At 52.1% G+C, this 21,683-nt stretch carries 17 protein-coding genes; 11 read left to right on the plus strand and 6 right to left on the minus strand.

What is annotated here, in order from left to right:
* The first annotated feature begins 20 nt into the window (after positions 1–20).
* Positions 21–1,550 (plus strand): beta-barrel assembly-enhancing protease, encoded by a 1,530-nt coding sequence (bepA, locus tag D6C13_RS10445; protein WP_167458019.1) that lies wholly within the window; start codon positions 21–23, stop codon positions 1,548–1,550.
* A 27-nt stretch (positions 1,551–1,577) separates the two neighbouring features.
* Positions 1,578–1,934 carry an arsenate reductase (glutaredoxin) gene (arsC, locus tag D6C13_RS10450; protein ID WP_120132688.1) on the plus strand — a complete coding sequence of 119 codons (357 nt, stop codon included), beginning with the start codon at positions 1,578–1,580 and terminating at the stop codon, positions 1,932–1,934.
* A 63-nt stretch (positions 1,935–1,997) separates the two neighbouring features.
* On the opposite strand, the gene hda is transcribed toward arsC, so the two are convergent.
* From hda to upp, 3 genes are all read right to left on the minus strand, one after another.
* Positions 1,998–2,705: a DnaA inactivator Hda gene (gene hda, locus D6C13_RS10455; protein ID WP_013576559.1), complete on the minus strand. Its 708-nt coding sequence runs from the start codon at positions 2,703–2,705 to the stop codon at positions 1,998–2,000.
* 164 nt (positions 2,706–2,869) lie between these two features.
* Positions 2,870–4,162: a uracil permease gene (gene uraA, locus D6C13_RS10460; protein WP_120132689.1), complete on the minus strand. Its 1,293-nt coding sequence runs from the start codon at positions 4,160–4,162 to the stop codon at positions 2,870–2,872.
* 99 nt (positions 4,163–4,261) lie between these two features.
* Positions 4,262–4,888: a uracil phosphoribosyltransferase gene (upp, locus tag D6C13_RS10465; RefSeq protein WP_120132690.1), complete on the minus strand. Its 627-nt coding sequence runs from the start codon at positions 4,886–4,888 to the stop codon at positions 4,262–4,264.
* Positions 4,889–5,120: 232 nt separating this feature from the next.
* On the opposite strand from upp, the gene purM reads away from it, so the two are divergent.
* The 5 genes from purM to ppx all read left to right on the plus strand — a co-directional run bounded on the left by purM (position 5,121) and on the right by ppx (position 11,601).
* The gene (gene purM, locus D6C13_RS10470) at positions 5,121–6,158 is read left to right on the plus strand and encodes a phosphoribosylformylglycinamidine cyclo-ligase (protein ID WP_120132691.1); all 1,038 of its coding nucleotides are present in this window, start codon (positions 5,121–5,123) and stop codon (positions 6,156–6,158) included.
* Positions 6,159–6,203: 45 nt separating this feature from the next.
* A complete protein-coding gene (gene purN, locus D6C13_RS10475; RefSeq protein WP_120132692.1) occupies positions 6,204–6,842 on the plus strand; it encodes a phosphoribosylglycinamide formyltransferase in 639 nt (212 codons plus the stop codon).
* A 220-nt stretch (positions 6,843–7,062) separates the two neighbouring features.
* The gene (speG, locus tag D6C13_RS10480) at positions 7,063–7,638 is read left to right on the plus strand and encodes a spermidine N1-acetyltransferase (protein WP_120132693.1); all 576 of its coding nucleotides are present in this window, start codon (positions 7,063–7,065) and stop codon (positions 7,636–7,638) included.
* Positions 7,639–7,958: 320 nt separating this feature from the next.
* Entirely contained in the window at positions 7,959–10,028 is a 2,070-nt protein-coding gene (ppk1, locus tag D6C13_RS10485; protein WP_120132694.1) for a polyphosphate kinase 1, read from the plus strand.
* A gap of 22 nt (positions 10,029–10,050) precedes the next feature.
* Entirely contained in the window at positions 10,051–11,601 is a 1,551-nt protein-coding gene (gene ppx, locus D6C13_RS10490) for an exopolyphosphatase (RefSeq protein ID WP_120132695.1), read from the plus strand.
* A 95-nt stretch (positions 11,602–11,696) separates the two neighbouring features.
* On the opposite strand, the gene D6C13_RS10495 is transcribed toward ppx, so the two are convergent.
* Positions 11,697–13,928 (minus strand): sensor domain-containing phosphodiesterase, encoded by a 2,232-nt coding sequence (locus D6C13_RS10495; protein WP_120132696.1) that lies wholly within the window; start codon positions 13,926–13,928, stop codon positions 11,697–11,699.
* 516 nt (positions 13,929–14,444) lie between these two features.
* Here D6C13_RS10495 and D6C13_RS10500 point away from each other — a divergent pair.
* The 3 genes from D6C13_RS10500 to D6C13_RS10510 all read left to right on the plus strand — a co-directional run bounded on the left by D6C13_RS10500 (position 14,445) and on the right by D6C13_RS10510 (position 18,599).
* The gene (locus D6C13_RS10500) at positions 14,445–14,663 is read left to right on the plus strand and encodes a YfgG family protein (protein ID WP_112287568.1); all 219 of its coding nucleotides are present in this window, start codon (positions 14,445–14,447) and stop codon (positions 14,661–14,663) included.
* A 9-nt stretch (positions 14,664–14,672) separates the two neighbouring features.
* Entirely contained in the window at positions 14,673–16,112 is a 1,440-nt protein-coding gene (gene mgtE / locus D6C13_RS10505) for a magnesium transporter (RefSeq protein WP_120132697.1), read from the plus strand.
* Positions 16,113–16,337: 225 nt separating this feature from the next.
* On the plus strand, positions 16,338–18,599 hold the full coding sequence (locus tag D6C13_RS10510; RefSeq protein WP_120132698.1) for a PAS domain S-box protein: 2,262 nt from the start codon (positions 16,338–16,340) through the stop codon (positions 18,597–18,599).
* 10 nt (positions 18,600–18,609) lie between these two features.
* Here D6C13_RS10510 and alkA read toward each other — a convergent pair whose 3' ends face one another.
* Both alkA and cysS read right to left on the minus strand, forming a co-directional pair.
* Positions 18,610–19,473, minus strand: coding sequence for a DNA-3-methyladenine glycosylase 2 (alkA, locus tag D6C13_RS10515; protein ID WP_244212673.1), 864 nt, complete (start codon positions 19,471–19,473; stop codon positions 18,610–18,612).
* 87 nt (positions 19,474–19,560) lie between these two features.
* Positions 19,561–20,952, minus strand: coding sequence for a cysteine--tRNA ligase (gene cysS, locus D6C13_RS10520; RefSeq protein WP_120132700.1), 1,392 nt, complete (start codon positions 20,950–20,952; stop codon positions 19,561–19,563).
* 227 nt (positions 20,953–21,179) lie between these two features.
* Here cysS and ppiB point away from each other — a divergent pair, with 227 nt between their 5' ends.
* A complete protein-coding gene (gene ppiB / locus D6C13_RS10525; RefSeq protein WP_120132701.1) occupies positions 21,180–21,674 on the plus strand; it encodes a peptidylprolyl isomerase B in 495 nt (164 codons plus the stop codon).
* Positions 21,675–21,683 lie beyond the last annotated feature (9 nt).

The raw sequence follows: 21,683 nt of genomic DNA on the forward strand, positions 1-21,683 counted from the left end.
TCATTGGGAAGCAAATGTTTATGGTAATGCGGTTGAAAAAAACGGTGATTGCCCTGTGTCTGGGCAGCCTGTTTGCTGGCAGTATTCTGCCGGCAGGCGCTGATGACAGCTCATTCTGGTCAAAGCCAGTGAGTTCTGCCAAAACCAGTTCACCTTTGGCACCGCCGGTGAGCGACCAGTTACCGGACATCGGCACCACAGCCGGTGGCACGCTGAGTATTAATCAGGAATTGCAGATGGGCGATTTTTACGTCCGTCAGATGCGCGCCAGCACGCCGTTAATCAACGATCCGTTGCTCAATCAATACATCAACGAGCTGGGGCAACGTCTGGTCGCTCACGCTTATTCCGTTCGTACCCCTTTTCACTTTTTCATCGTCAATAACGATGAGCTGAACGCCTTCGCTTTCTTCGGCGGCAACGTGGTGATCCACTCCTCCCTGTTCCGCTATACCGATAATGAAAGCCAGCTGGCTTCGGTTATGGCGCACGAAATTTCCCATGTGACCCAGCGCCATCTGGCGCGTGCGATGGAAGATCAGCAGCGTAATGCGCCGCTGACCTGGGTCGGCGCACTGGGCTCGATTCTTCTGGCGATGGCCAGCCCGCAAATGGGGATGGCGGCGCTGACCGGTACGCTGGCGGGAACGCAACAAGGGATGATCAGCTTTACGCAGGGCAATGAACAGGAAGCTGACCGTATCGGCATTCAGGTGCTGCAGCGCTCCGGTTTTGATCCGCAGGCCATGCCCGCGTTCCTGCAAAAACTCGCCGACCAGGCAACCTATTCGACCCGTCCGCCGGAAATGCTGCTGACGCATCCCCTGCCGGACAGCCGTCTGGCCGATATCCGTAACCGCGCGAACCAGATGCCGCACCCGATTGTGCAATCGTCACAAGATTACACCATGGCAAAAGTGCGCATATTGGGGATGTACGGTTCCGATAGTTTTCCGCTCTCCGATGACTATTTACTGAAACTGAGCAACGGCAATATCCGTGAGCAACTGGCGGCAAAATACGGTCATGCGCTGCAATTCTACAAAGCCAAAAAATACGATCAGGCACGTGCGATCCTCGATCCGCTGCTGGCACAAAATCCCGGTAATGAATGGTTACTGGATTTAGCGACCGATACCGATATCGACAGCAAACGTGCACCGCAGGCCATCGCACGTCTGGAACAGGCGGGCGCGGCGACCAGTTCTAACGCCGTACTGCAACTCAACCTGGCCAACGCCTACCTCGAAGGGGCGAAACCGGCCAATGCCATGAAGATCCTCAACCGCTATACTTTCAATTATCCGGGCGACCCGAATGGCTGGGATTTATTATCTCAGGCCGCCGCCGCGCAGGGTTTACGCGCGCAGGAACTGGCCGCCAGAGCCGAAAGCATGGCGTTAATCGGCCGTCTGGATCAGGCGATTGAAATGCTGAGCAACGCCAGCGCATTACAAAAATTAGGCAGTCTGGAACAGGCCAGATATGACGCACGCATCGACCAGCTTCGTCAGTTACAGGGGCGATTCCGTCAGTATCAGAAAGGCTGATTTCAGCACAAGAATGGAGAAATTTTAATGCCGCATGATGTCGCGATTTACCACAACCCGGCTTGTTCTAAAAGCCGTGAGACCCTGAAGTTACTGGAAGCAGAAGGCATTGAGCCGCAAGTGATTTTGTATCTGGAAACGCAGCCTTCGGTGGATAAGCTGAAAGAACTGATCAGTTTGTTGGGCTTTAGCTCGGCGCGGGAACTGATGCGAAAAGGTGAACAGATTTACAAGGATCTGAACCTGAAGGATACCAGCCTGAGCGAGGAACAACTGCTACAGGCGATGGCTGAACATCCGCGGCTGATTGAACGCCCGATTGTGGTCGCCAACGGCAAAGCGCGATTAGGGCGTCCGCCGGAACAGGTCACAGAGATTTTATAACTCCGCCGTCACATTCGGGTTCGGTTCACGAACCCGGCTGTCCCTTCCGGTTACAGCCTTCAGTTACAGCCCGAGAATTTCTTTCACAAACGGGATAGTCAGTTTGCGCTGCGCAGTAATAGATGCGCGATCCAGCTGATCCAGAGTCATAAACAGCGTACGCATTTCCCTGTCCAGACGTTTCAACAGGAAACGGCCCACGTCTTCCGGCAGTTCAAAACCACGCAGTTTGGCGCGCAGCTGCAATGCCTGAAGTTTTTCTTCGTCAGAAAGAGGCTGAAGTTTATAGATTTGACCCCAGTCGAGACGGGAAGCCAGATCCGGCAGGCTGAGATTCAGCTGACGCGGAGGACGATCGCCGGTAATAAACAGACGCGTGCGACCGGTTTCAAGAATGCGGTTATAAAGATGAAAAACCGCGGCTTCCCATTCATCATCACCGGCAATGCCTTCGATATTATCGATACACACCAGCGCCAGATGCTCCATGCCGTCCAGAACTTCCGGCACGAAATAAGCCCGCTTGTCTAAGGGTACGTACCCCACCGCTTCTCCGCGCTGCGATAATTCTGCGCAGGCTGCGTGTAACAGATGGCTGCGGCCGCCGCCTTCGCGTGACCAGAAATATATATAGGTGCCGTGTTCCTGATGCAATGCGCTCTGAATGGCAGATAGCAGAGAAGGGTTTTCCCCCGGATAAAAACTGGCAAAGGTTTCATCATCGGGTAGATAAAGTGGCAGGGAAAGCTGTGCCGGCGTATTCAGAAGCACCTCAACCGAAGCGGCATGAAGACCGCAGATGTTGTCACGTCAATAAAAGGAACTGCCGAATTCTAGCAAGGATCCGTTGTGAAATGAACTGTGTGCGGTGCGAACGCTTGCGATCCGAGCACCTGACCGGTAAGCGGCTGCCTGCCGGTCAGGAATGATCATGATCAGACTGGCGGATTTTCCCGCTCATCTTCAACGTCAATGATCTGTTCTTCGCCGCGGAAAATCTCGATGACTTTGAACAACAGGCTCAGGAAGATGCCGACGATCGTCGCCAGCGCCATGCCTTTCAGCTCAGCAGCACCGATGTGGATCTTCGCACCGCTGACGCCGATGATAAGGATCACCGCAGTCAGGATCAGGTTCTGCGCTTTGTTGTAATCGACTTTCGATTCAATCAGCACGCGGATACCTGAAGCACCAATCACGCCGTAAAGCAGCAGTGAAACGCCGCCCATCACCGGAACCGGTACTGCCTGAATAGCCGCCGCCAGTTTCCCGATACAGGAAAGCAGAATAGCCAGAATAGCCGCGCCGCCGATGACCCAGGTACTGTAAACCTTGGTGATCGCCATCACGCCGATGTTTTCGCCATACGTAGTGTTCGGCGTAGAACCGAAGAAACCGGACAATACGGTCGACAGACCATTCGCCAGCATCGAACGGTGCAGGCCCGGATCACGCAGCAAATCTTTCTTCACGATATTGGCCGTGACAACCAGATGCCCGACGTGCTCAGCGATGACCACCAGCGCCGCAGGCAGGATCGTGAGGATAGCGACCCATTCAAAACGCGGCGTATAGAAGGTTGGCAGCGCAAACCAGTGCGCATTGGCGATGGCAGAAACATCGACCACGCCCATAAAGAACGACAGCGCGTAGCCCACCAGCACGCCGATGAGGATCGGGATAATCGCCAGGAAACCGCGGAATAATACGGATCCCAGAATCGTCACCGACAGCGTCACCAGAGAAATGGTGATGGTAGTGGTATCTACCGGTGCGCCATCCGCAGGCAGTAATCCGGCCATATTCGCCGCCACACCCGCCAGCTCCAGCCCGATAACAGCCACAATTGCGCCCATCGCCGCGGGCGGGAACATCACGTTAATCCAGCCAATTCCGGCTTTCTTAACAATCAGCGCCACCAGACAGAACAGCACGCCGCAGGCAATAAATCCGCCGAGCGCCACTTCATACCCCATCGGCAACAGCAAAAGCACCGGAGAAATAAACGCGAAGCTTGAACCGAGGTATGCCGGTATTTTCCCCTTACAGACAAATAAATACAGCAAAGTCCCTATGCCATTGAACAGCAGCACCGTCGCCGGGTTTATCTTGAACAGAATGGGAACCAGAACGGTGGCACCAAACATGGCAAACAGATGCTGGAAACTCAGGGGGATTGTCTGCAGCAATGGCGGACGTTCGCTTACCCCGATGACACGACGGGTCATGAATGTGATCCTCTTAAAGGTGTGATGTTGTGTTGTGTATGACGTGCAAAAAAAACTCCAAAAAAAAGCCGACTGCTTAGTCGGCTTATTGCTTGCTGCTTACTTGGTACCAAATATCTTGTCGCCCGCATCGCCGAGCCCCGGGATGATGTAGCCTTTCTCATTGAGTCCTTGATCCACCGAGGCGGTATAGAGCTCAACGTCCGGGTGCGCGGCTTCAAGAGCGGCGATCCCTTCCGGAGCGGCAACCAGCACCAGCACTTTAATGCTCTGGCAGCCGGCTTTTTTCAGCAGGTCGATGGTGGCAATCATAGAACCACCGGTGGCCAGCATCGGGTCAACGACCAGCGCCAGACGTTCTTCGATGTTAGAAACCAGCTTCTGGAAATACGGCACAGGCTTAAGGGTTTCTTCATCACGGTACACGCCGACGACGCTGATACGCGCGCTCGGAACGTGTTCCAGTACGCCTTCCATCATGCCCAGACCGGCACGCAGGATAGGGACTACGGTAATTTTCTTGCCTTTGATCTGTTCGATTTCCACCGGGCCATTCCAGCCTTCGATGGTCACTTTTTCAGTTTCTAAATCGGCAGTTGCTTCATAGGTCAGCAGACTTCCCACCTCAGAAGCCAGTTCGCGAAAACGTTTCGTGCTGATGTCGTTCTCACGCATCAGGCCCAGCTTGTGTTTCACCAGCGGGTGTTTCACCTCGACGATCTTCATTGTTTATTCTCCTAAGGTGGTTGAGCTGCAAAAAAAAATCGCGAGATTATAACGCCATTTTTTTTCAACGCCATATCAAATAGCCTGATCCAGATCATTAGGAACCCGGTTAGAGTATAGACAGCCTGAAAATCATCATCGAATAAGGCGCTCGCAAACGTTTGCTTCCACTGTTAGAATTGCCGCGCTTTATTCTTCAACCACCAACCCAAACCGCCGTGGGGACTTCGCAGTGACCGACAAAACCTCTCTCAGCTATAAAGACGCAGGCGTAGATATCGATGCCGGTAACGCATTGGTAGACCGCATTAAAGGTGTAGTAAAACAGACCCGTCGCCCGGAAGTCATGGGTGGATTGGGCGGTTTTGGTGCTCTCTGCGCGCTGCCGCAAAAATATCGTGAACCCGTGCTGGTTTCGGGTACCGACGGCGTTGGCACCAAGCTGCGTCTGGCGATGGATTTAAAGCGCCACGATACTATCGGTATCGACCTGGTCGCGATGTGCGTCAACGATTTGATTGTTCAGGGCGCTGAACCGCTGTTCTTCCTCGACTATTACGCCACCGGCAAACTGGACGTCGATATCGCCGCCAGTGTGATCACCGGAATTGCAGAAGGCTGTAAACAGTCTGGCTGCGCGTTAGTCGGCGGCGAAACCGCTGAAATGCCGGGCATGTACCACGGCGAAGATTACGACGTCGCCGGATTCTGCGTTGGCGTGGTGGAAAAATCAGAAATTATCGACGGCAGCAAAGTGGCTGACGGCGATGTGCTGATCGGCCTCGCCGCCAGTGGCCCGCACTCGAATGGTTATTCTCTGGTGCGCAAAATTCTGGAAGTCAGCAAAACTGACCCGGAAACCACCACACTGGCAGGCAAGTCTCTGGCCGATCACCTGCTGGCACCGACCAAAATTTACGTGAAGTCGATCCTCAATCTGATCGAAAACGTGGAAGTTCACGGCATCGTTCACCTGACCGGTGGCGGCTTCTGGGAAAACATTCCGCGCGTGCTGCCGGAAAATACTCAGGTCATCATCGAAGAAGCCAGCTGGCAATGGCCGGACGTCTTCACCTGGTTGCAGACTACCGGTAACGTCAGCCGTCACGAAATGTACCGCACCTTTAACTGTGGCGTGGGCATGGTTGTTGCACTTCCGGCTGAGCTTGCCGACCAGGCCATTGCGTTGCTGAATGACAATGGTGAAAAAGCGTGGAAAATTGGCTATGTTAAGGCCTCTGACTCCGCTGAGCGCGTCGTTATCGGGTAAGCAGGCGTCAGCTCACTTTTTTCACTGAAGACGACAGGTAGCGATATGAAAAGGATTGTGGTTCTGGTATCGGGCGAGGGAAGCAATTTACAGGCCCTGATCGATGCCTGCCAGCAGGGACGAATCAACGCAAAAATCAGTGCAGTCTTCAGTAATAAAGCGGCCGCATACGGGCTTGAAAGAGCCCGTTTAGCGGATATTCCGGCCCATGCGCTGGATGTCAAAGCCTATGAAGATCGCACCGCCTTTGACGTTGCGCTGGCCGATGCTATTGAGACTTTCCAGCCCGATTTAGTGGTGCTCGCCGGTTACATGCGTATTCTGAGCGCAGAATTCGTTCAGCGATTTGCGGGACGCATGATCAACATCCACCCTTCCCTGTTGCCGAAATATCCGGGTTTACATACTCACCGTCAGGCGATTGAAAATCAGGATGCTGAACACGGTACCTCCGTGCACTTCGTGACGGAAGAACTCGACGGCGGCCCGGTTATTTTGCAGGCCAAAGTGCCGGTTTTTGCTGACGATACGCAAGAAGATTTGGTTGCCCGCGTGCAAACGCAGGAGCACAACATTTATCCGCTGGTGGTCGGCTGGTTCGCTGACGAACGTTTGTCACTGAAAAACGGTCAGGCAGTCCTCGATGATAATCCGCTGTCTGTGCAGGGTTACGCCGAAGATTAAGCTGCATACGCGCAAAGATTTCACTACAAACCGGCCACGCGCCGGTTTTTTATTTTCCGCTATTTGACATTTGTTTACATTTCACCCGATATAATGCACATCCCGGCGCACGTTTAAACGTCGTTTGTACGCCGACCTTCATCTGAAACACGGTTGTTTCAGACCTCATATTTACGAAGGTTACCCTCATAAAACGGCTTTTATAGTTGAGGAACACCCCATGTTTAGCAATAACAACGTCAGATTACGTCCACTGGAAAAGGACGACCTGTCGTTTGTTCATCGTCTTGATAATAACGCCAGCATCATGCGTTACTGGTTTGAAGAACCTTACGAGGCTTTCGTCGAACTGACCGACTTGTATCACAAACATATCCACGACCAGAGCGAACGTCGCTTTATCATTGAATTCCAGGGCGGGCCGGTTGGCTTAGTGGAGCTGGTTGAAATTAATCACATCCACCGCCGTGCGGAGTTTCAGATAATCATTGACCCGCAGCATCAGGGCAAAGGTTTCGCCGGTGATGCCGTCCGTTTGGCAATGGATTATGCCTTCTCGGTTCTGAACCTCTACAAACTGTATTTAATCGTCGATAAAGAGAACAAAAAGGCGATCCATATTTACAGCAAATTAGGGTTCGAGCTGGAAGGAGAACTGAAGCAGGAATTCTTTGTGAATGGTGAATACCGCAGCGCTATCCGCATGTGTATTTTCCAGCCACAATTCCTGGCGAAGTACAAAACCAAACCGGTTCAGGCCAAACCTGAATCACTGATTGGCGCCAGCGCGGTTTAATTTTACGCGGTAAAAATCACTCAATAAATTACCGGTGAGGGGGAGATGAACTCCTTCACCGCAAAGACTTTTCCCACCTTTTTCTCTCATTTGTTCCCCTGATATAAACTCTCCTGAAATCATCCCCAGTTATGTTGGACTTTCCTGTCAATCTTTCGCAATATTGATAGTAGACACTAGGCCCCTCTCACTGACGACTTTCTGTTGCGCTGATTTTAACAATAGCCCGCAACACGAAGAATAGGCTGAGCTAAATTGCGGTGTTTTCGGGCAAATTTGCCTGTATGGGCCAGGTTGCAAGCCAAATGAACGGAGTGAAAATGGGTCAGGAAAAGCTTTATATCGAGAAAGAACTAAGCTGGCTGTCCTTCAATGAGCGCGTGTTGCAGGAAGCGGCAGACAAAAGTAATCCCCTGATCGAACGGATGCGTTTCTTAGGGATCTATTCCAATAATCTGGATGAGTTTTATAAAGTCCGTTTTGCCGATTTAAAGCGACGGATCCTCATCAGTGAAGAACAAGGCTTTCTGGGCGCATCACGCCATTTGCTGAAAAAAATTCAGGCAAAAGTTCTGCGTATTGATCAGGAATTTGACAGCCTTTACAACGACTTGCTGCTCGAAATGGCACGTAATCAGATCTTCCTGATTAACGAACGACAGGTTTCTGAAAACCAGCAAGCCTGGTTGCGCCAGTATTTCAAACATCACCTGCGTCAGCACATCACACCGATTTTGATTAATCACGACACCAATCTGGTGCAGTTCCTTAAAGACGATTACACCTATCTGGCGGTTGAAATCATCCGTGGCGAAGAAATTCACTATGCGCTGCTGGAAATTCCTTCCGATAAAGTGCCGCGTTTCGTCAATCTGCCGCCGGAAGCGCCACGTCGCCGTAAACCGATGATCCTGCTGGATAACATTCTGCGTTATTGTCTGGATGATATTTTCAAAGGCTTCTTTGATTACGATGCACTGAATGCCTATTCGATGAAAATGACCCGTGATGCCGAATACGATCTGGTCACAGAGATGGAATCGAGCCTGCTGGAACTGATGTCATCGAGCCTGAAACAGCGTCTGACCGCCGAACCGGTACGCTTTGTATATCAGCGCGATATGCCCAATGAAATGGTGGAACTGCTGCGCGGCAAGCTGGGCATCTCCAATTATGATTCCGTGATTGCCGGTGGCCGCTACCATAACTTCAAAGATTTCATCGGTTTCCCGAACGTCGGTAAAGCCAATCTGGTCAACCGTCCGCTGCCACGTCTGCGCCATTTATGGTTCGATAAATTCCGTAACGGCTTCGCGGCGATCCGCGAGCAGGACGTGCTGCTGTATTATCCGTACCACACGTTTGAACACGTGCTGGAACTGCTGCGTCAGGCGTCGTTCGATCCGAACGTTTTATCCATAAAAATCAATATTTACCGTGTTGCGAAAGATTCACGCATCATCGAATCGATGATCCACGCTGCGCATAACGGCAAGAAAGTGACGGTCGTCGTCGAACTTCAGGCACGCTTCGATGAGGAAGCTAACATTCACTGGGCGAAACGTCTGACAGAAGCCGGTGTACACGTTATTTTCTCTGCGCCGGGCCTGAAAATTCACGCAAAACTCTTTCTTATTTCCCGCCGCGAAGGCGATGAAATTGTCCGCTATGCTCATATTGGGACCGGCAACTTTAATGAGAAAACCGCCCGCCTTTATACCGACTATTCGCTGCTCACCGCCGATGCCCGCATCACCAACGAAGTCCGCCGGGTATTCAACTTTATTGAGAACCCGTACCGGCCGGTCTCTTTCGAGCATCTGATGGTGTCGCCGCAAAACTCGCGCGACATGCTGTATCGCCTGATCGACAAAGAAATTGCTAACGTACAGGCAGGTGGCACAGGCAGAATTACGCTTAAAATCAATAATCTGGTAGATAAAGGCCTGATTGACCGCCTTTACGTCGCGTCTAACGTCGGGGTGAAAATCCGTCTGCTGATCCGCGGCATGTGTTCGCTGGTACCGAATTTACCGGGCTTTAGCGAAAACATTCAGGTCACCAGTATTATTGACCGCTATCTTGAGCACGACCGTGTTTATGTCTTTGAAAATGGTGGCGATACCAAAGTATTCCTGTCTTCTGCTGACTGGATGACCCGCAATATCGATTACCGAATTGAGGTTGCTGTCGCCCTGCTCGATCCACGCCTTAAACAGCGCGTTCTGGATATTCTCGAACTCCTGTTTAATGACACGGTAAAAGCCAGAGTGATTGATAAAGAACTGAGCAACCGGTATGTTCCACGCGGAAATCGTCGCAAGGTGCGTGCACAGCTGGCGATTTACGAATATCTGAAAGATCTGGAACAACAAAGTCAGCAAGCCTGATCCTCTGGAGCGCTACATAACTATGCCCCTTAAAAACAGCCCAATGAACGCCAAGCCACAGGAAATTGCTGCAATCGACCTGGGTTCGAACAGTTTCCACATGGTCATCGCGCGCGTGGTTAACGGCGCGATGCAGGTCTTAGGTCGCCTGAAGCAACGCGTTCATCTGGCCGATGGTCTCGATAATAAAAGTGTGCTCAGTGAAGAAGCCATTCAACGCGGGCTGGATTGCCTGGCGTTATTTGCAGAACGTCTGCAAGGTTTTCCGGACAGCAACGTCACCATCGTGGGTACGCATACCCTGCGTCAGGCGGTGAATGCCGAGGAATTCCTCAAGCGCGCCAAAGAAGTGATCCCCTACCCGATTGAAATTATTTCCGGGCAGGAAGAAGCGCGTCTGATTTTTATGGGTGTTGAACATACGCAGCCGGAAAAAGGCCGCAAGCTGGTTGTCGACATCGGTGGCGGCTCTACGGAGCTGGTCATCGGCGAGGATTTCGAGCCTTTACTGGCGGAAAGCCGCCGCATGGGCTGTGTCAGTTTTGCGCAGATGTTTTTCCCGGAAGGTGAAATCACCCGCAGCAACTTCAAACGCGCGCAACTCGCTGCCGCGCAGAAGCTGGAAACTCTGGCCTGGCAGTACCGTCTGCAAGGCTGGCAGTATGCACTGGGCGCGTCAGGCAGTATCAAAGCGGCTCACGAAGTGCTGATCGCGATGGGTGAAAAAGACGGGCTGATCACCCCTGAACGGCTGGAAATGCTGACCGAAGCGGTGCTGAACTTTAAAAATTTCGATGCACTGGATCTGCCGGGTTTATCGGAAGACCGTCAGTCAGTGTTTGTGCCGGGACTGGCGATTTTGCGCGGCGTATTTGACGCGCTGGCCGTGAAAGAGTTGCGTCTTTCCGACGGTGCGCTGCGGGAAGGCGTGTTGTATGAGATGGAAGGCCGTTTCCGCCATCAGGACATCCGCACACGTACCGCGAAAAGTCTGGCCGATCATTACAATATCGACCGGGAACAGGCGCGCCGCGTGCTGGAAACTACCGAGCAGCTCTACAGTCAGTGGTTAGCGCAAAATACCAAACTGGTGCAGCCACAGCTGGAATCTCTGCTGAAATTCAGCGCCATGTTGCATGAAGTCGGTCTGAGCATTAATCACACCGGTATGCATCGCCACTCTTCTTATATCCTGCAAAATACCAATTTGCCGGGCTTTAATCAGGAACAGCAAACGCTGCTGGCAACGCTGGTGCGTTTTCATCGTAAGGCCATCAAGCTGGAAGAATTGCCACGCCTGAACCTGTTTAAGAAGAAGCACTATATTCCTCTGATCCAGCTGCTGCGCCTGGGCGCGTTGCTCAATAACCAGCGCCAGTCGACGACCACGCCGGAATCCCTGCGATTATCTACCGATGATAACCACTGGACACTGCGTTTCCCGGCCGGATATCTGGCGCAGAACAACCTGGTTCAGCTGGATTTTGAGAAAGAACAGAGCTACTGGAATGACGTCACGGGCTGGAAACTGATGCTCGAAGAAGAAGAAGAAGACGCGACAGCGCAAGACTGATCAGCTGTTGTTTTAAGAAGTTGCTATAAAAAAGCCCTCCGGCACAACGTGCTCAGAGGGCTTTCTAGTTTCTACGTCTCAATTTCGTGCAAAAATCAGGAGGTCGGGAAATCGAGCAATGTGGCCAGTGGCTGCGGTTTACCCACCAGATAACCCTGCATGTAATCGACGCCCAGCGCATGAAGCGCGGCTTTCTGCTCTTCTGTCTCCACATACTCCGCCACAATCGACAGGTGCTTCATACGTGCAACCTGACAAATAGACTGCACGATGTAAGCATCCAGTGAATCGGTAAGCATATTGCGCACAAAACTGCCGTCAATTTTCAGGATATCGGCCTGAATGGCTTTGAGACGCCCGTAACTGGCATAACCCGTACCAAAATCGTCAATCGCAATCCGGCAGCCATAGGCGCGCAATTCCCGCATCGCGAAATCGGCATATTTCATATTCTGCAAAAGATGCGATTCGGTGACTTCCAGTACGATCTGGAACGGCTCAATTTCATATTCAAGCATCAGCGATTTAAAGTCGCGGGTAAATGTCGGGCGGCACAACGTTGATGGCGTGAAGTTCACGGCAAAACGCAGGCTCGGCAAACGGACACGGTTCTGATTGATAAACATCAGTGAATGTTTGAGCACCCACATATCCATCTGATAAGACAACCCAAACTCGTGGACGACTGGCAGGAATTTGTCTGGCGTCACCAGTGCTTCCTGCGAGCCATCAAACATTCGCAACAGGATTTCGTGGTAGCTGTCACCGCGCACACCCAAAATCGGCTGAGCCATCAGCACAAAGCGATCGTCATCTAACGCGCGCTGAATTTTGTGCAGCATGTCGACTTTGTCTCTGATCTCAAGCTGAACCTGGCTGTGATCGCTTTTGTTCGATTCCGGCTGACCGGTGGTCAGTGAAACTTCTGCAATACCACTGAGTTCACCCAGCAAAATAGGCAGATGTTCGACAGGCGAATACACCGTGCAGTAAGACAAACCAATGTTGGGATGCAGCGGCAACCCGTTCCAGATCAGGCGGAAATCCTCAAGATAATCATGCAGCCCCTGCAACTTCATATCCGCATCCTCGCAGTTGAGGCGCAGGACCAGATCATAGCCCGGTAAGTGATACACGCGTTCGCCGGGCTGGAGGAACGGTTTAAGTCCGACCGCCAGCTGCTGTTTAAACTGGATCCGCAGCTGCATCCCGTAGTTACGGCTGAGAACATCCATATCCGACACACGGATGAAGCAGAGCATGGAACGCGGATGGCGCGCTAAATCGCGGTTAAAGGCGCGCAGATTAGGCAAACCAAACACCGGATCCTGCAAAGCCGCTGATCTGAATTTCTTCATCAGCAGACGCTGACGGGAAGAAAGCGCCGCCATCAGCAACAGGGTGATGGTATAAACCAGCATCAGCGCAGAGACAAATACCAGATTATGAACAAAACCGGTTTCTGAGATAAAGCCATGATAATTGAAGAACAAAATAGTGAGGGTAATACTCCATACGATGCTGATGAAGTAATAGCCATAGCGCAATGCCCCGAACAGCATCACAGGGAAAAGCAGCGTCAGAGTGTAATCACTCAGCAAAATTTTAGTGAAAGGCTCGCTTATCCCCGGCACGCACAGCAGCGTCACCATGATCCCCATGATCAGAAACCAAAGCACCATTTCGGTGGTTTTCACGCCAGGTGCCCGTTGCTTACGCAGCATCATATGCAGCACTCGCCAGTAGCGGGGCTGACGAACCATGCGGATAATCAGGTAAATTACATGCGAATTGAGCAAAATACCGATGATCATCGCCTGCAAATTGATAAGGGCGCGCAACGTTACGAAATCAACAGTGACCAGCCCCAGATAACCCGGCAGTAACCCGCTTTCCACCACAATTTGCAGCACAATCATGAAGAAAAAAGTGAGGAATACGAGCAACCACCCGACACGGATCCATGCCAGATTCATCAGGCCTAACGGTGCTGACCAGCGGTTCCCGGCCTGCCAGCGGTATCCGAGCCAGGCCAGAAAAAGAGAGGTGAAATAAATCACCGTCAGCAACGTCGCCATTTCCACGCCGACTCTGAAATAATAACGCAGGAATAAGGTCAGGACGATCCCGGGCAAAGCAGCCCAGTCAAAAACCATCAGCAACGCAACACTCGTCGCCAATGGCATATAAATCAGATAGGTGCGACCTTCTGGTAAATAGATGACCGGAGAAAGCCATGAGGTCAAGGGGATCAACACCAGCGCGCAAATGACGGGAAGTCCCCACCATTTATGGCGAATCTCATGCCAGGAAAAAAGTTTACGCATTCAGCCCATCTAAGTTTTGCGCATGATCTTCATGCTGCGGTGAATGATTCATCGTGTAACGGACGTCAGACAAGCAGGCTGACAACCACAGTTGCAGGCTCAGTCTCAAATTATCGTATTAAAAACGTCATTTCACATAAAACAACTGAAGAAAAAAAGAATACAGCAGAGGCCAGAGTACAACGCTTGAAAAATATGGCTGGATTCTAATGTGACTTATCTTAAATCTCTTGATGCAGATCATTAAACACAATCTTTGTGATTTCACATAAAAATCATCTTAAACAAATTTACCCCGAGATTAGCAAAAATGCTTTTGATATCCAGTCAGATAGAATAATCCTAAGAAGAAGGAAAACTCCTAATAGCCGGATTGTTTCCAAAAAAGGACACAACGCAAATTCGCCTTTATTTGATTATCTGGCTGCCCGTTTAGATGTGCTATATATTGTAAACGTTATCATTTGCAGTTCTTCATCCTTCCACCGGAGCAACGATTTACTAAGCGATCACACTATGTCTCGAAAAACCAACATCACAATGACGAAAATCGTTTTATCGATCAGCTTCATTATTTTGTTAGGACGCCTGGTCTATTCCGGTATCGGTGCGTATTCCCACCATCAGAACCAAAAACAACAGCAAACAGATGGGCAAACCGTCGCCCCTCAGGAACCGACTTCCGACAAAACGTGTACCGGCACACTCAAGACCTGCCGCTACCATAAGGATTAAGGATCCCGAATGTCTGCCGAAAAACCGAGAAGTTACGGCCAAAAACTGGCCGAGAGCCGCGGCCGGATCCTCGATCTCCTTCTGAACACCGATGACCTCGCTGACAGCATTCTCGGTGAAGAAATTGACGTTGATGATACCACCCGCGCCCGGCTGATGGATTACACCGCTGAGCTGAGCTCGCGGGTGCAAAAGCTCCATGCCGCCGATGTGGCGGACGTGCTGGAAGCCTTACCTATTCACGAACGCCTGGCGCTGTGGCGACTGGTGGAACCGGCTGCCCGCGGTAAGGCGCTGGTCGAAGTCTCAGAAACCGTCTGGGACAGCCTCATTGAAGAAATGAGCGACAAAGACCTGCTGAAAACCATGTCGCTGCTGGATGTGGACGATCAGGTTTATCTGGCTGAATATCTGCCGCGTGACCTGACGGGCCGCGTTCTCACTTCACTGGATCCGCGTCAGCGCGATAAAGTCCGCGAAGTGATGAAATTCAGTAAAGAGTGCGTGGGCAGGATCATGGACTTTGAGCTGCTGACAGTTCGCCCTGACGTTTCGCTGGGCACCGTACAGCGCTTTCTGCGCCTGAATAAAGCCATTCCACAAGCTTCCGATAAGCTGTTTATTACTGACCGTAAAAATACGTTATTGGGCGAACTGCCGCTGACTGCGATTCTGCTTAACCCGCCGCATACACTGGTTGCAGACGTCATGGTGACCGATCTCACCAGTTTTGAGCCTGAAGATAAAGCCGAGGACGCCGCCAGTGCGTTCGAGCGTTATGACCTGATCACCGCTCCGGTGGTGGACAAAAAAGGCAAGCTGATGGGCCGCCTGACGGTGGAAGAAATCGTCGATTTCGTCAATAACGACACTGACAGCAATTTACGCCGCATGGGTGGTCTGAGCCCTGAAGAGGATGTGTTTTCACCGGTCACCAAAGCCGTGCGCAACCGCTGGGCGTGGCTGGCGATCAATCTGTGTACCGCGTTTATCGCCTCGCGCGTGATTGGCCTGTTTGAGCATACGATTTCGCAACTGGTGGCGCTGGCCGCCCTGATGCCGATTGTTGCCGGCATCGGCGGGAATACCGGTAATCAGACCATCACGATGATTGTCCGCGGGCTGGCCCTGCACCATGTCCAGCTCGGTAATTTGAAATTCCTGATGTTCAGGGAACTGGGTGTGGCGCTGATCAATGGTCTGGTCTGGGGCGGACTGATGGGCGTCGTGACCTGGCTGCTGTACAGCGACTGGGAAATGGGCGCCGTGATGACGCTGGCAATGGTGCTGAATCTGCTGCTGGCGGCGCTGATGGGCGTAGTTATTCCGCTGACTATGGTGCGTGTGGGGCGCGACCCTGCGGTCGGTTCCAGCGTCATGATCACTGCACTGACCGACACCGGCGGATTCTTTATCTTCCTCGGCCTTGCCACCATTTTCCTGCTTTGATCCCCGTATTCCGGCCATCCGGCCGGAATATTCGTCAACTATTACAACGTAATGTAAAATTTATATTAATAATGAGTCACGCGTTCTTACGAGACTGATTGCGATACTGATTGTACCTGTCACCGTAAGTGCTCATGGTGACGCGTAAGTGATAAAAAAAACAGAAAAACGATCATCACTGCAACTGTTCTGGATCCAAATTCCAGCCAGAAAAAGGTTTTCACCGTGGAAAAAAGCAAAGCACCCTCGATCTTAGTCAATCGGGCGAACTGGACATCTCACGTACTGTTAGGTATTTCAGTCTGCCTGCTGGCGCTCGCCTGCATGAGCGTGATTCAGAAATCATCGAGTCTGGCGGGTTTGTGGCTACCGACAGCGCTGATGATCCCGGTGCTGTTTCATCACCGCTACCGCGACTGGCTGCCTTTGCTGTGCGCCAGCGCCTTGGGTATTGCCGCCGCGAATACCGTTTTGGGCACGCCTTTCCTGCGCTATCTGCCCTATCTGCTCAACAACCTTTTTGAGGCCTCGCTTTGCGCGGCTCTTTTGCGCCGGATGTTACCGGCGCAGGATCCTCTTTCCGGCCTCGGTTACTGGGTCAGATTCCTGCTGATTGCAGTCATTTTCTGCCCGCTGGTCAGCTCATTTATCATGATGCTGTTTATCCTGCACGTTCATTCGCCGGTGGAACTGCAAAGTCGTTTTGCCACCTGGTTCATGTCTGAGGCTGTCGCCATTCTGGCACTCACCCCGCTCGGGCTGATTTATCAACGCGGTTATTTCAGGAAAAACCTGACTGCGAACCGTTTTTTCGGGTTACTTCTGACGCTTGTCATTACATTGGTTGCAGGTTTTCTGGCGCTCAAATGGCTGCCTTATACCTTCGCCTTTATCACCATTCCGCTGTTATGGAGCGCCATCCGTTTACCCCGCGTCGAAGCGTTCATCATTTTTCTGTCGATGACGCTGATGATTGCTTTGCTACATACCAGCGGCATTGTTTCCGTGCAGCCGCATACCGTCGTGCAAATTCCTCAGGGACTGATTTTCCTGCCGTTGCTGCTGATCCTGACTCCCGCAAACGCCATGGCGATGGCAATGCACGCCCTGCGGGCAGAGAAATCGCATATCACGCAAAGCGAAAACCGCTTTCGCAACGCGATGGAATACTCAGCAATTGGCATGGCGCTGGTTTCCCCGCAGGGCAGACTGCTACAGGTGAATAAATCGCTGTGTAATTTGCTGGGGTATGAGGCGAACTACCTCACCACGCTGACCTTCCAGGAAATCACCTATCAGGACGATTTGGGTAAGGATCTGGCGTTGCTGGAACAGTTGCTCAATGATGAAATCCAGAACTACACCATGGAAAAACGCTACTTGTGCCGCAGCGGTGAAGTGATTTGGGTGTTACTGGCGGTGTCGCTGGTGCGCGATGAAGAACATAACCCGCTGTATTTCATTTCTCAGATTGAGGATATCAACGACCTCAAGCACACCGAAGTGACCAATAAGCGTCTTTCGGAAGCGCTGCATGAAGAGAAAGAGCTGCTGCACATCACCCTCAACTCCATCAACGAAGCCGTGATTTCTACCGACCGGAATATGAACATCACGTTCATGAATCCGGTGGCGGAGAAAATGACAGGATGGACGGAAGAACAGGCGCAGGGCCAGCCGGTGAACCGCATTGTGCTCATCAGCAAGGGGCAGGATGGCCCGCTTATCGACAATCTGCTGCAATTTGATATCAATGAAAATCTTCACTCTTCCGTTGAGCGATCTCTGGTGCTGCACGGTCATCACACCGGCCTGTTTGATGTCCAGCTGGCGGTTTCCCCGCTGCGTACCCTGAAAGATGAGCCGATCGGCATCGTTTTGGTCATGCAGGACGTCAGCAGATCGCGCGAACTGATGCGCAGACTGAGCTACAGCGCGTCTCACGATTTACTGACCGGATTGTCCAACCGTGGCAGTTTCGAATCCAGCCTGAAAAAAGCACTGAATCTGATAGCCACTGCACATCAGTCGCACTGTCTGGCATTTATCGATCTGGATCGTTTTAAAGCGATTAATGACACCGCCGGGCACGCCGCCGGTGACGAACTGCTGCGCCAGATAAGTACGCTGATGCAGGAACACATCCGCAACAGCGACCGCCTCGCGCGGCTGGGCGGCGATGAATTTGCGCTGATTTTATTCGATTGTCCGGCGGATCAGGGGTTGAGTACGCTTGCGAAACTGGTCAGTGAAATCAATCAGTTCGAGTTTATCTGGGAAGACAAAATCTACCGCATCGGTGCCAGCGCCGGATTAACGAAGATGAATGACCCCGATGTCAGCGGCAGCGAATATATGGCGCAGGCGGATAAGGCCTGTTATACCGCTAAAAACAACGGACGCGGACGGGTTTTCCGCTACGAGCCGGAACAGAAAACCGCCACCGTTCATACGGACGACAGCGTATTCCCGACCGGTAAGCACTAACCGGGGGCGATTAAGGGGTATCTGGTTGCCAGTCGTTATTGAACCATAAATGCAGCGTGGCGTAGGTACGCCACGGTTTCCAGACTTCAGCATAGCGGGCGATTTTCCCCGGTGTCATGCCCGGAAAACGCTGCTTAATCAGATAATCCCCGCCGAGGAAAACATCCGGCGCGGACCATGCCCGCATCGCCACATAACTGGCTGTCCAGTTGCCAATCCCCGGCATCGCCAGCAATTGTCTGACGCCATCCTGCACATCGGTGATTTCATCAAGCGGTAACCGCCCTTCTTCTACAGCAAGTGCGATATTTATCAGACACGCCGCGCGTTTGGCCTGCACACCGATACCGCGCAAATCGTCCACCGTTAATTTACCGACCGATGCCGGAGACGGGAACAGATGCGTCAGCGCCGGGAAAGGCGTTGTGACAGGTTCGCCCCATTTTTCGGTCAGCCGTGTCGCCAACGTCGCCGCCATTTTTACGCTTACCAGCTGCCCGAGAATTGCCCTGACCGTCAGCTCAAAACGATTGATACAGCCCGGCAGACGCAATCCCACCGCGTTTTCCGCCAGCACGCCTAAACCCTCAGCGATAAGCAGTGGCTGCGCGTCCAGATCCAGTAACCGCCGCACCTGCCTGGCTACAATATCCGCAACCGGCACCAGCGAGGGTGAAACCTCAAGTTCGACACTGTTAACGTCTTCAAGAGGCCGCAGCCGCAACCAACCGGTCAGCCGCACGCCGTGATGTATCACCGCCAGCGTCCGCTGATAATCCTCGCCGTCCTGCTGTTCCACACCCTGCAACGCACGCGCGCCGAGAAAAGCCGTCATCCACTGCCAGTCATACGGGGGCTGATAGGTCAGAAGCATTTTAGTCACAGGACGGTCCTTATAAAAAAGCCTCCCAAAAGGAGGCTTTAGATTTCGCATCTCCAAAAAACTGGAGTTTAAAGGAGATTATTTACGGCGCCAGGTCGTTCCGTTTGCGCCGTCTTCTAAGACGATACCCATTTCATTGAGACGGTCGCGCGCCTTGTCCGCCATGCCCCAGTCCTTGCTGGCACGGGCATCGTTACGCTGTTTGATCAGCGCTTCGATTTCGGCCACTTCATCGTCGTTATCTGCCTGCGCACCGGATTTCAGGAACTGCTCCGGATCCTGCGCCAGCAGGCCCAGCACGCCCGCCAGCTGACGCAGTTCCGCTGCCAGTCCGTTCGCGGCAGATAAGTCTTCCGCTTTCAGGCGGTTGATGTCGCGCGCCATATCGAACAGCACGGAATAGGCTTCCGGCGTGTTGAAATCGTCGTCCATTGCGGCACAAAAACGTGCCACGAACGCTTCACCACCGGCTGGCGTTGCACTGGCATCAGTACCGCGCAGCGCGGTATACAGACGTTCCATCGAGGTACGCGCCAGCTTAAGATTATCTTCGCTGTAGTTCAGCTGGCTGCGGTAATGGCCAGACATCAGGAAGTAACGCACGCTTTCCGCATCGTAATATTTCAGCACATCGCGCACGGTAAAGAAGTTATCCAGTGATTTGGACATCTTTTCGCGGTCGATCATCACCATGCCGGAGTGCATCCAGGTGTTCACATACGGACCGTCATGGGCGCAGGTGGACTGAGCAATTTCGTTTTCGTGGTGCGGGAACATCAGGTCAGAACCGCCACCGTGAATGTCGAAATGTGCGCCGAGCTGTTTGCAGTTCATCGCCGAACATTCAATATGCCAGCCGGGACGGCCTTCGCCCCACGGCGAGGTCCAGCTCGGTTCGCCCGGCTTGGACATTTTCCACAGCACGAAGTCCATCGGATTACGTTTCACGTTAGCTTCGACTTCGACGCGTGCCCCTGCCTGCAACTGATCCAGATCCTGACGGGACAACACGCCGTAATCCGCATCACTTTCCACCCAGAACATCACATCGCCGTTTGAGGCGACATACGCGTGGTCGCGGTCAATCAGCTTCTGCACGATATCGATGATTTCATGAATATGCCCGGTCGCGCGCGGCTCAGAATCCGGCGGCAGGATGTTCAGTGCAGCAAAATCCGCATGCATTTCTGCGATCATTCGATCGGTTAATGCCATGAAGGTTTCGCCATTTTCAGCGGCACGTTTAATGATTTTATCGTCGATATCGGTGATGTTACGCACATACTTCAGGTCATAACCGACGTAACGCAGGTAACGCGATACCACGTCGAAAGACACAAAGGTGCGACCGTGGCCGATATGACACAGGTCGTAAACAGTGATCCCACACACGTACATCCCGACTTTACCGGCATGAATTGGCTTGAATTCCTCTTTTTGGCGACTCAGGGTATTAAAAATCTTCAGCATCAGGCTATTCCGTGTGTTGGGCGTAGAAAATGACGTTGGCGCATTTAAGCGACACTCACGGCCATAATATAACGAAAATGATTTCACCGAAACGGCATAAGGCCGCCGGACGGGCTTTAGTGGTCACAAACGCGCTGCTGACGGCAACTTTTGAGTTATGGTATAAGTAAAGGCTATAGTAGCCGCTCTGACACAGAGCACACACCAACATTAGCAGGATGATAAATATGGTCACTTTCCACACCAACCACGGCGACATTGTCATTAAAACTTTCGCTGACAAAGCGCCAGCCACGGTTGAAAACTTCCTGAACTATTGCCGTAAAGGTTTCTACGATAATACAATTTTCCACCGTGTTATTAACGGCTTCATGATTCAGGGCGGCGGTTTCGAGCCAGGCATGAACCAGAAAAACACCGATGCACAGATCCAAAACGAAGCAGACAACGGCCTGAAAAACACCAAAGGCACGCTGGCGATGGCGCGTACCAACGATCCACACTCTGCTACTGCACAGTTCTTCATCAACGTCACTGACAACGATTTCCTGAACCACAGCGGCAAAAATGCGCAAGGTTGGGGTTACTGCGTATTCGCAGAAGTGGTTGAAGGTCAGGACGTGGTTGACGCAATCAAAGCCGTCAAAACTGGCCGCAGCGGTATGCACCAGGACGTTCCAAAAGAAGATGTTGTGATCAAAAGCGTTACAGTCAGCGAATAATCAACGTCG

The organism is Rahnella woolbedingensis (assembly GCF_003602095.1).
Lineage (GTDB): Bacteria > Pseudomonadota > Gammaproteobacteria > Enterobacterales > Enterobacteriaceae > Rahnella > Rahnella woolbedingensis.

Excerpts from the sequence above, each read along its gene's own strand:
- bepA (WP_167458019.1), top strand. The coding sequence starts at position 21 with ATGGTAATGCGGTTGAAAAAAACGGTGATTGCCCTGTGTCTGGGCAGC.
- arsC (WP_120132688.1), top strand. The coding sequence starts at position 1,578 with ATGCCGCATGATGTCGCGATTTACCACAACCCGGCTTGTTCTAAAAGC.
- uraA (WP_120132689.1), bottom strand. The coding sequence starts at position 4,162 with ATGACCCGTCGTGTCATCGGGGTAAGCGAACGTCCGCCATTGCTGCAG.
- upp (WP_120132690.1), bottom strand. The coding sequence starts at position 4,888 with ATGAAGATCGTCGAGGTGAAACACCCGCTGGTGAAACACAAGCTGGGC.
- purN (WP_120132692.1), top strand. The coding sequence starts at position 6,204 with ATGAAAAGGATTGTGGTTCTGGTATCGGGCGAGGGAAGCAATTTACAG.
- speG (WP_120132693.1), top strand. The coding sequence starts at position 7,063 with ATGTTTAGCAATAACAACGTCAGATTACGTCCACTGGAAAAGGACGAC.
- ppk1 (WP_120132694.1), top strand. The coding sequence starts at position 7,959 with ATGGGTCAGGAAAAGCTTTATATCGAGAAAGAACTAAGCTGGCTGTCC.
- ppx (WP_120132695.1), top strand. The coding sequence starts at position 10,051 with ATGCCCCTTAAAAACAGCCCAATGAACGCCAAGCCACAGGAAATTGCT.
- D6C13_RS10495 (WP_120132696.1), bottom strand. The coding sequence starts at position 13,928 with ATGCGTAAACTTTTTTCCTGGCATGAGATTCGCCATAAATGGTGGGGA.
- D6C13_RS10500 (WP_112287568.1), top strand. The coding sequence starts at position 14,445 with ATGTCTCGAAAAACCAACATCACAATGACGAAAATCGTTTTATCGATC.
- mgtE (WP_120132697.1), top strand. The coding sequence starts at position 14,673 with ATGTCTGCCGAAAAACCGAGAAGTTACGGCCAAAAACTGGCCGAGAGC.
- alkA (WP_244212673.1), bottom strand. The coding sequence starts at position 19,473 with ATGCTTCTGACCTATCAGCCCCCGTATGACTGGCAGTGGATGACGGCT.
- cysS (WP_120132700.1), bottom strand. The coding sequence starts at position 20,952 with ATGCTGAAGATTTTTAATACCCTGAGTCGCCAAAAAGAGGAATTCAAG.
- ppiB (WP_120132701.1), top strand. The coding sequence starts at position 21,180 with ATGGTCACTTTCCACACCAACCACGGCGACATTGTCATTAAAACTTTC.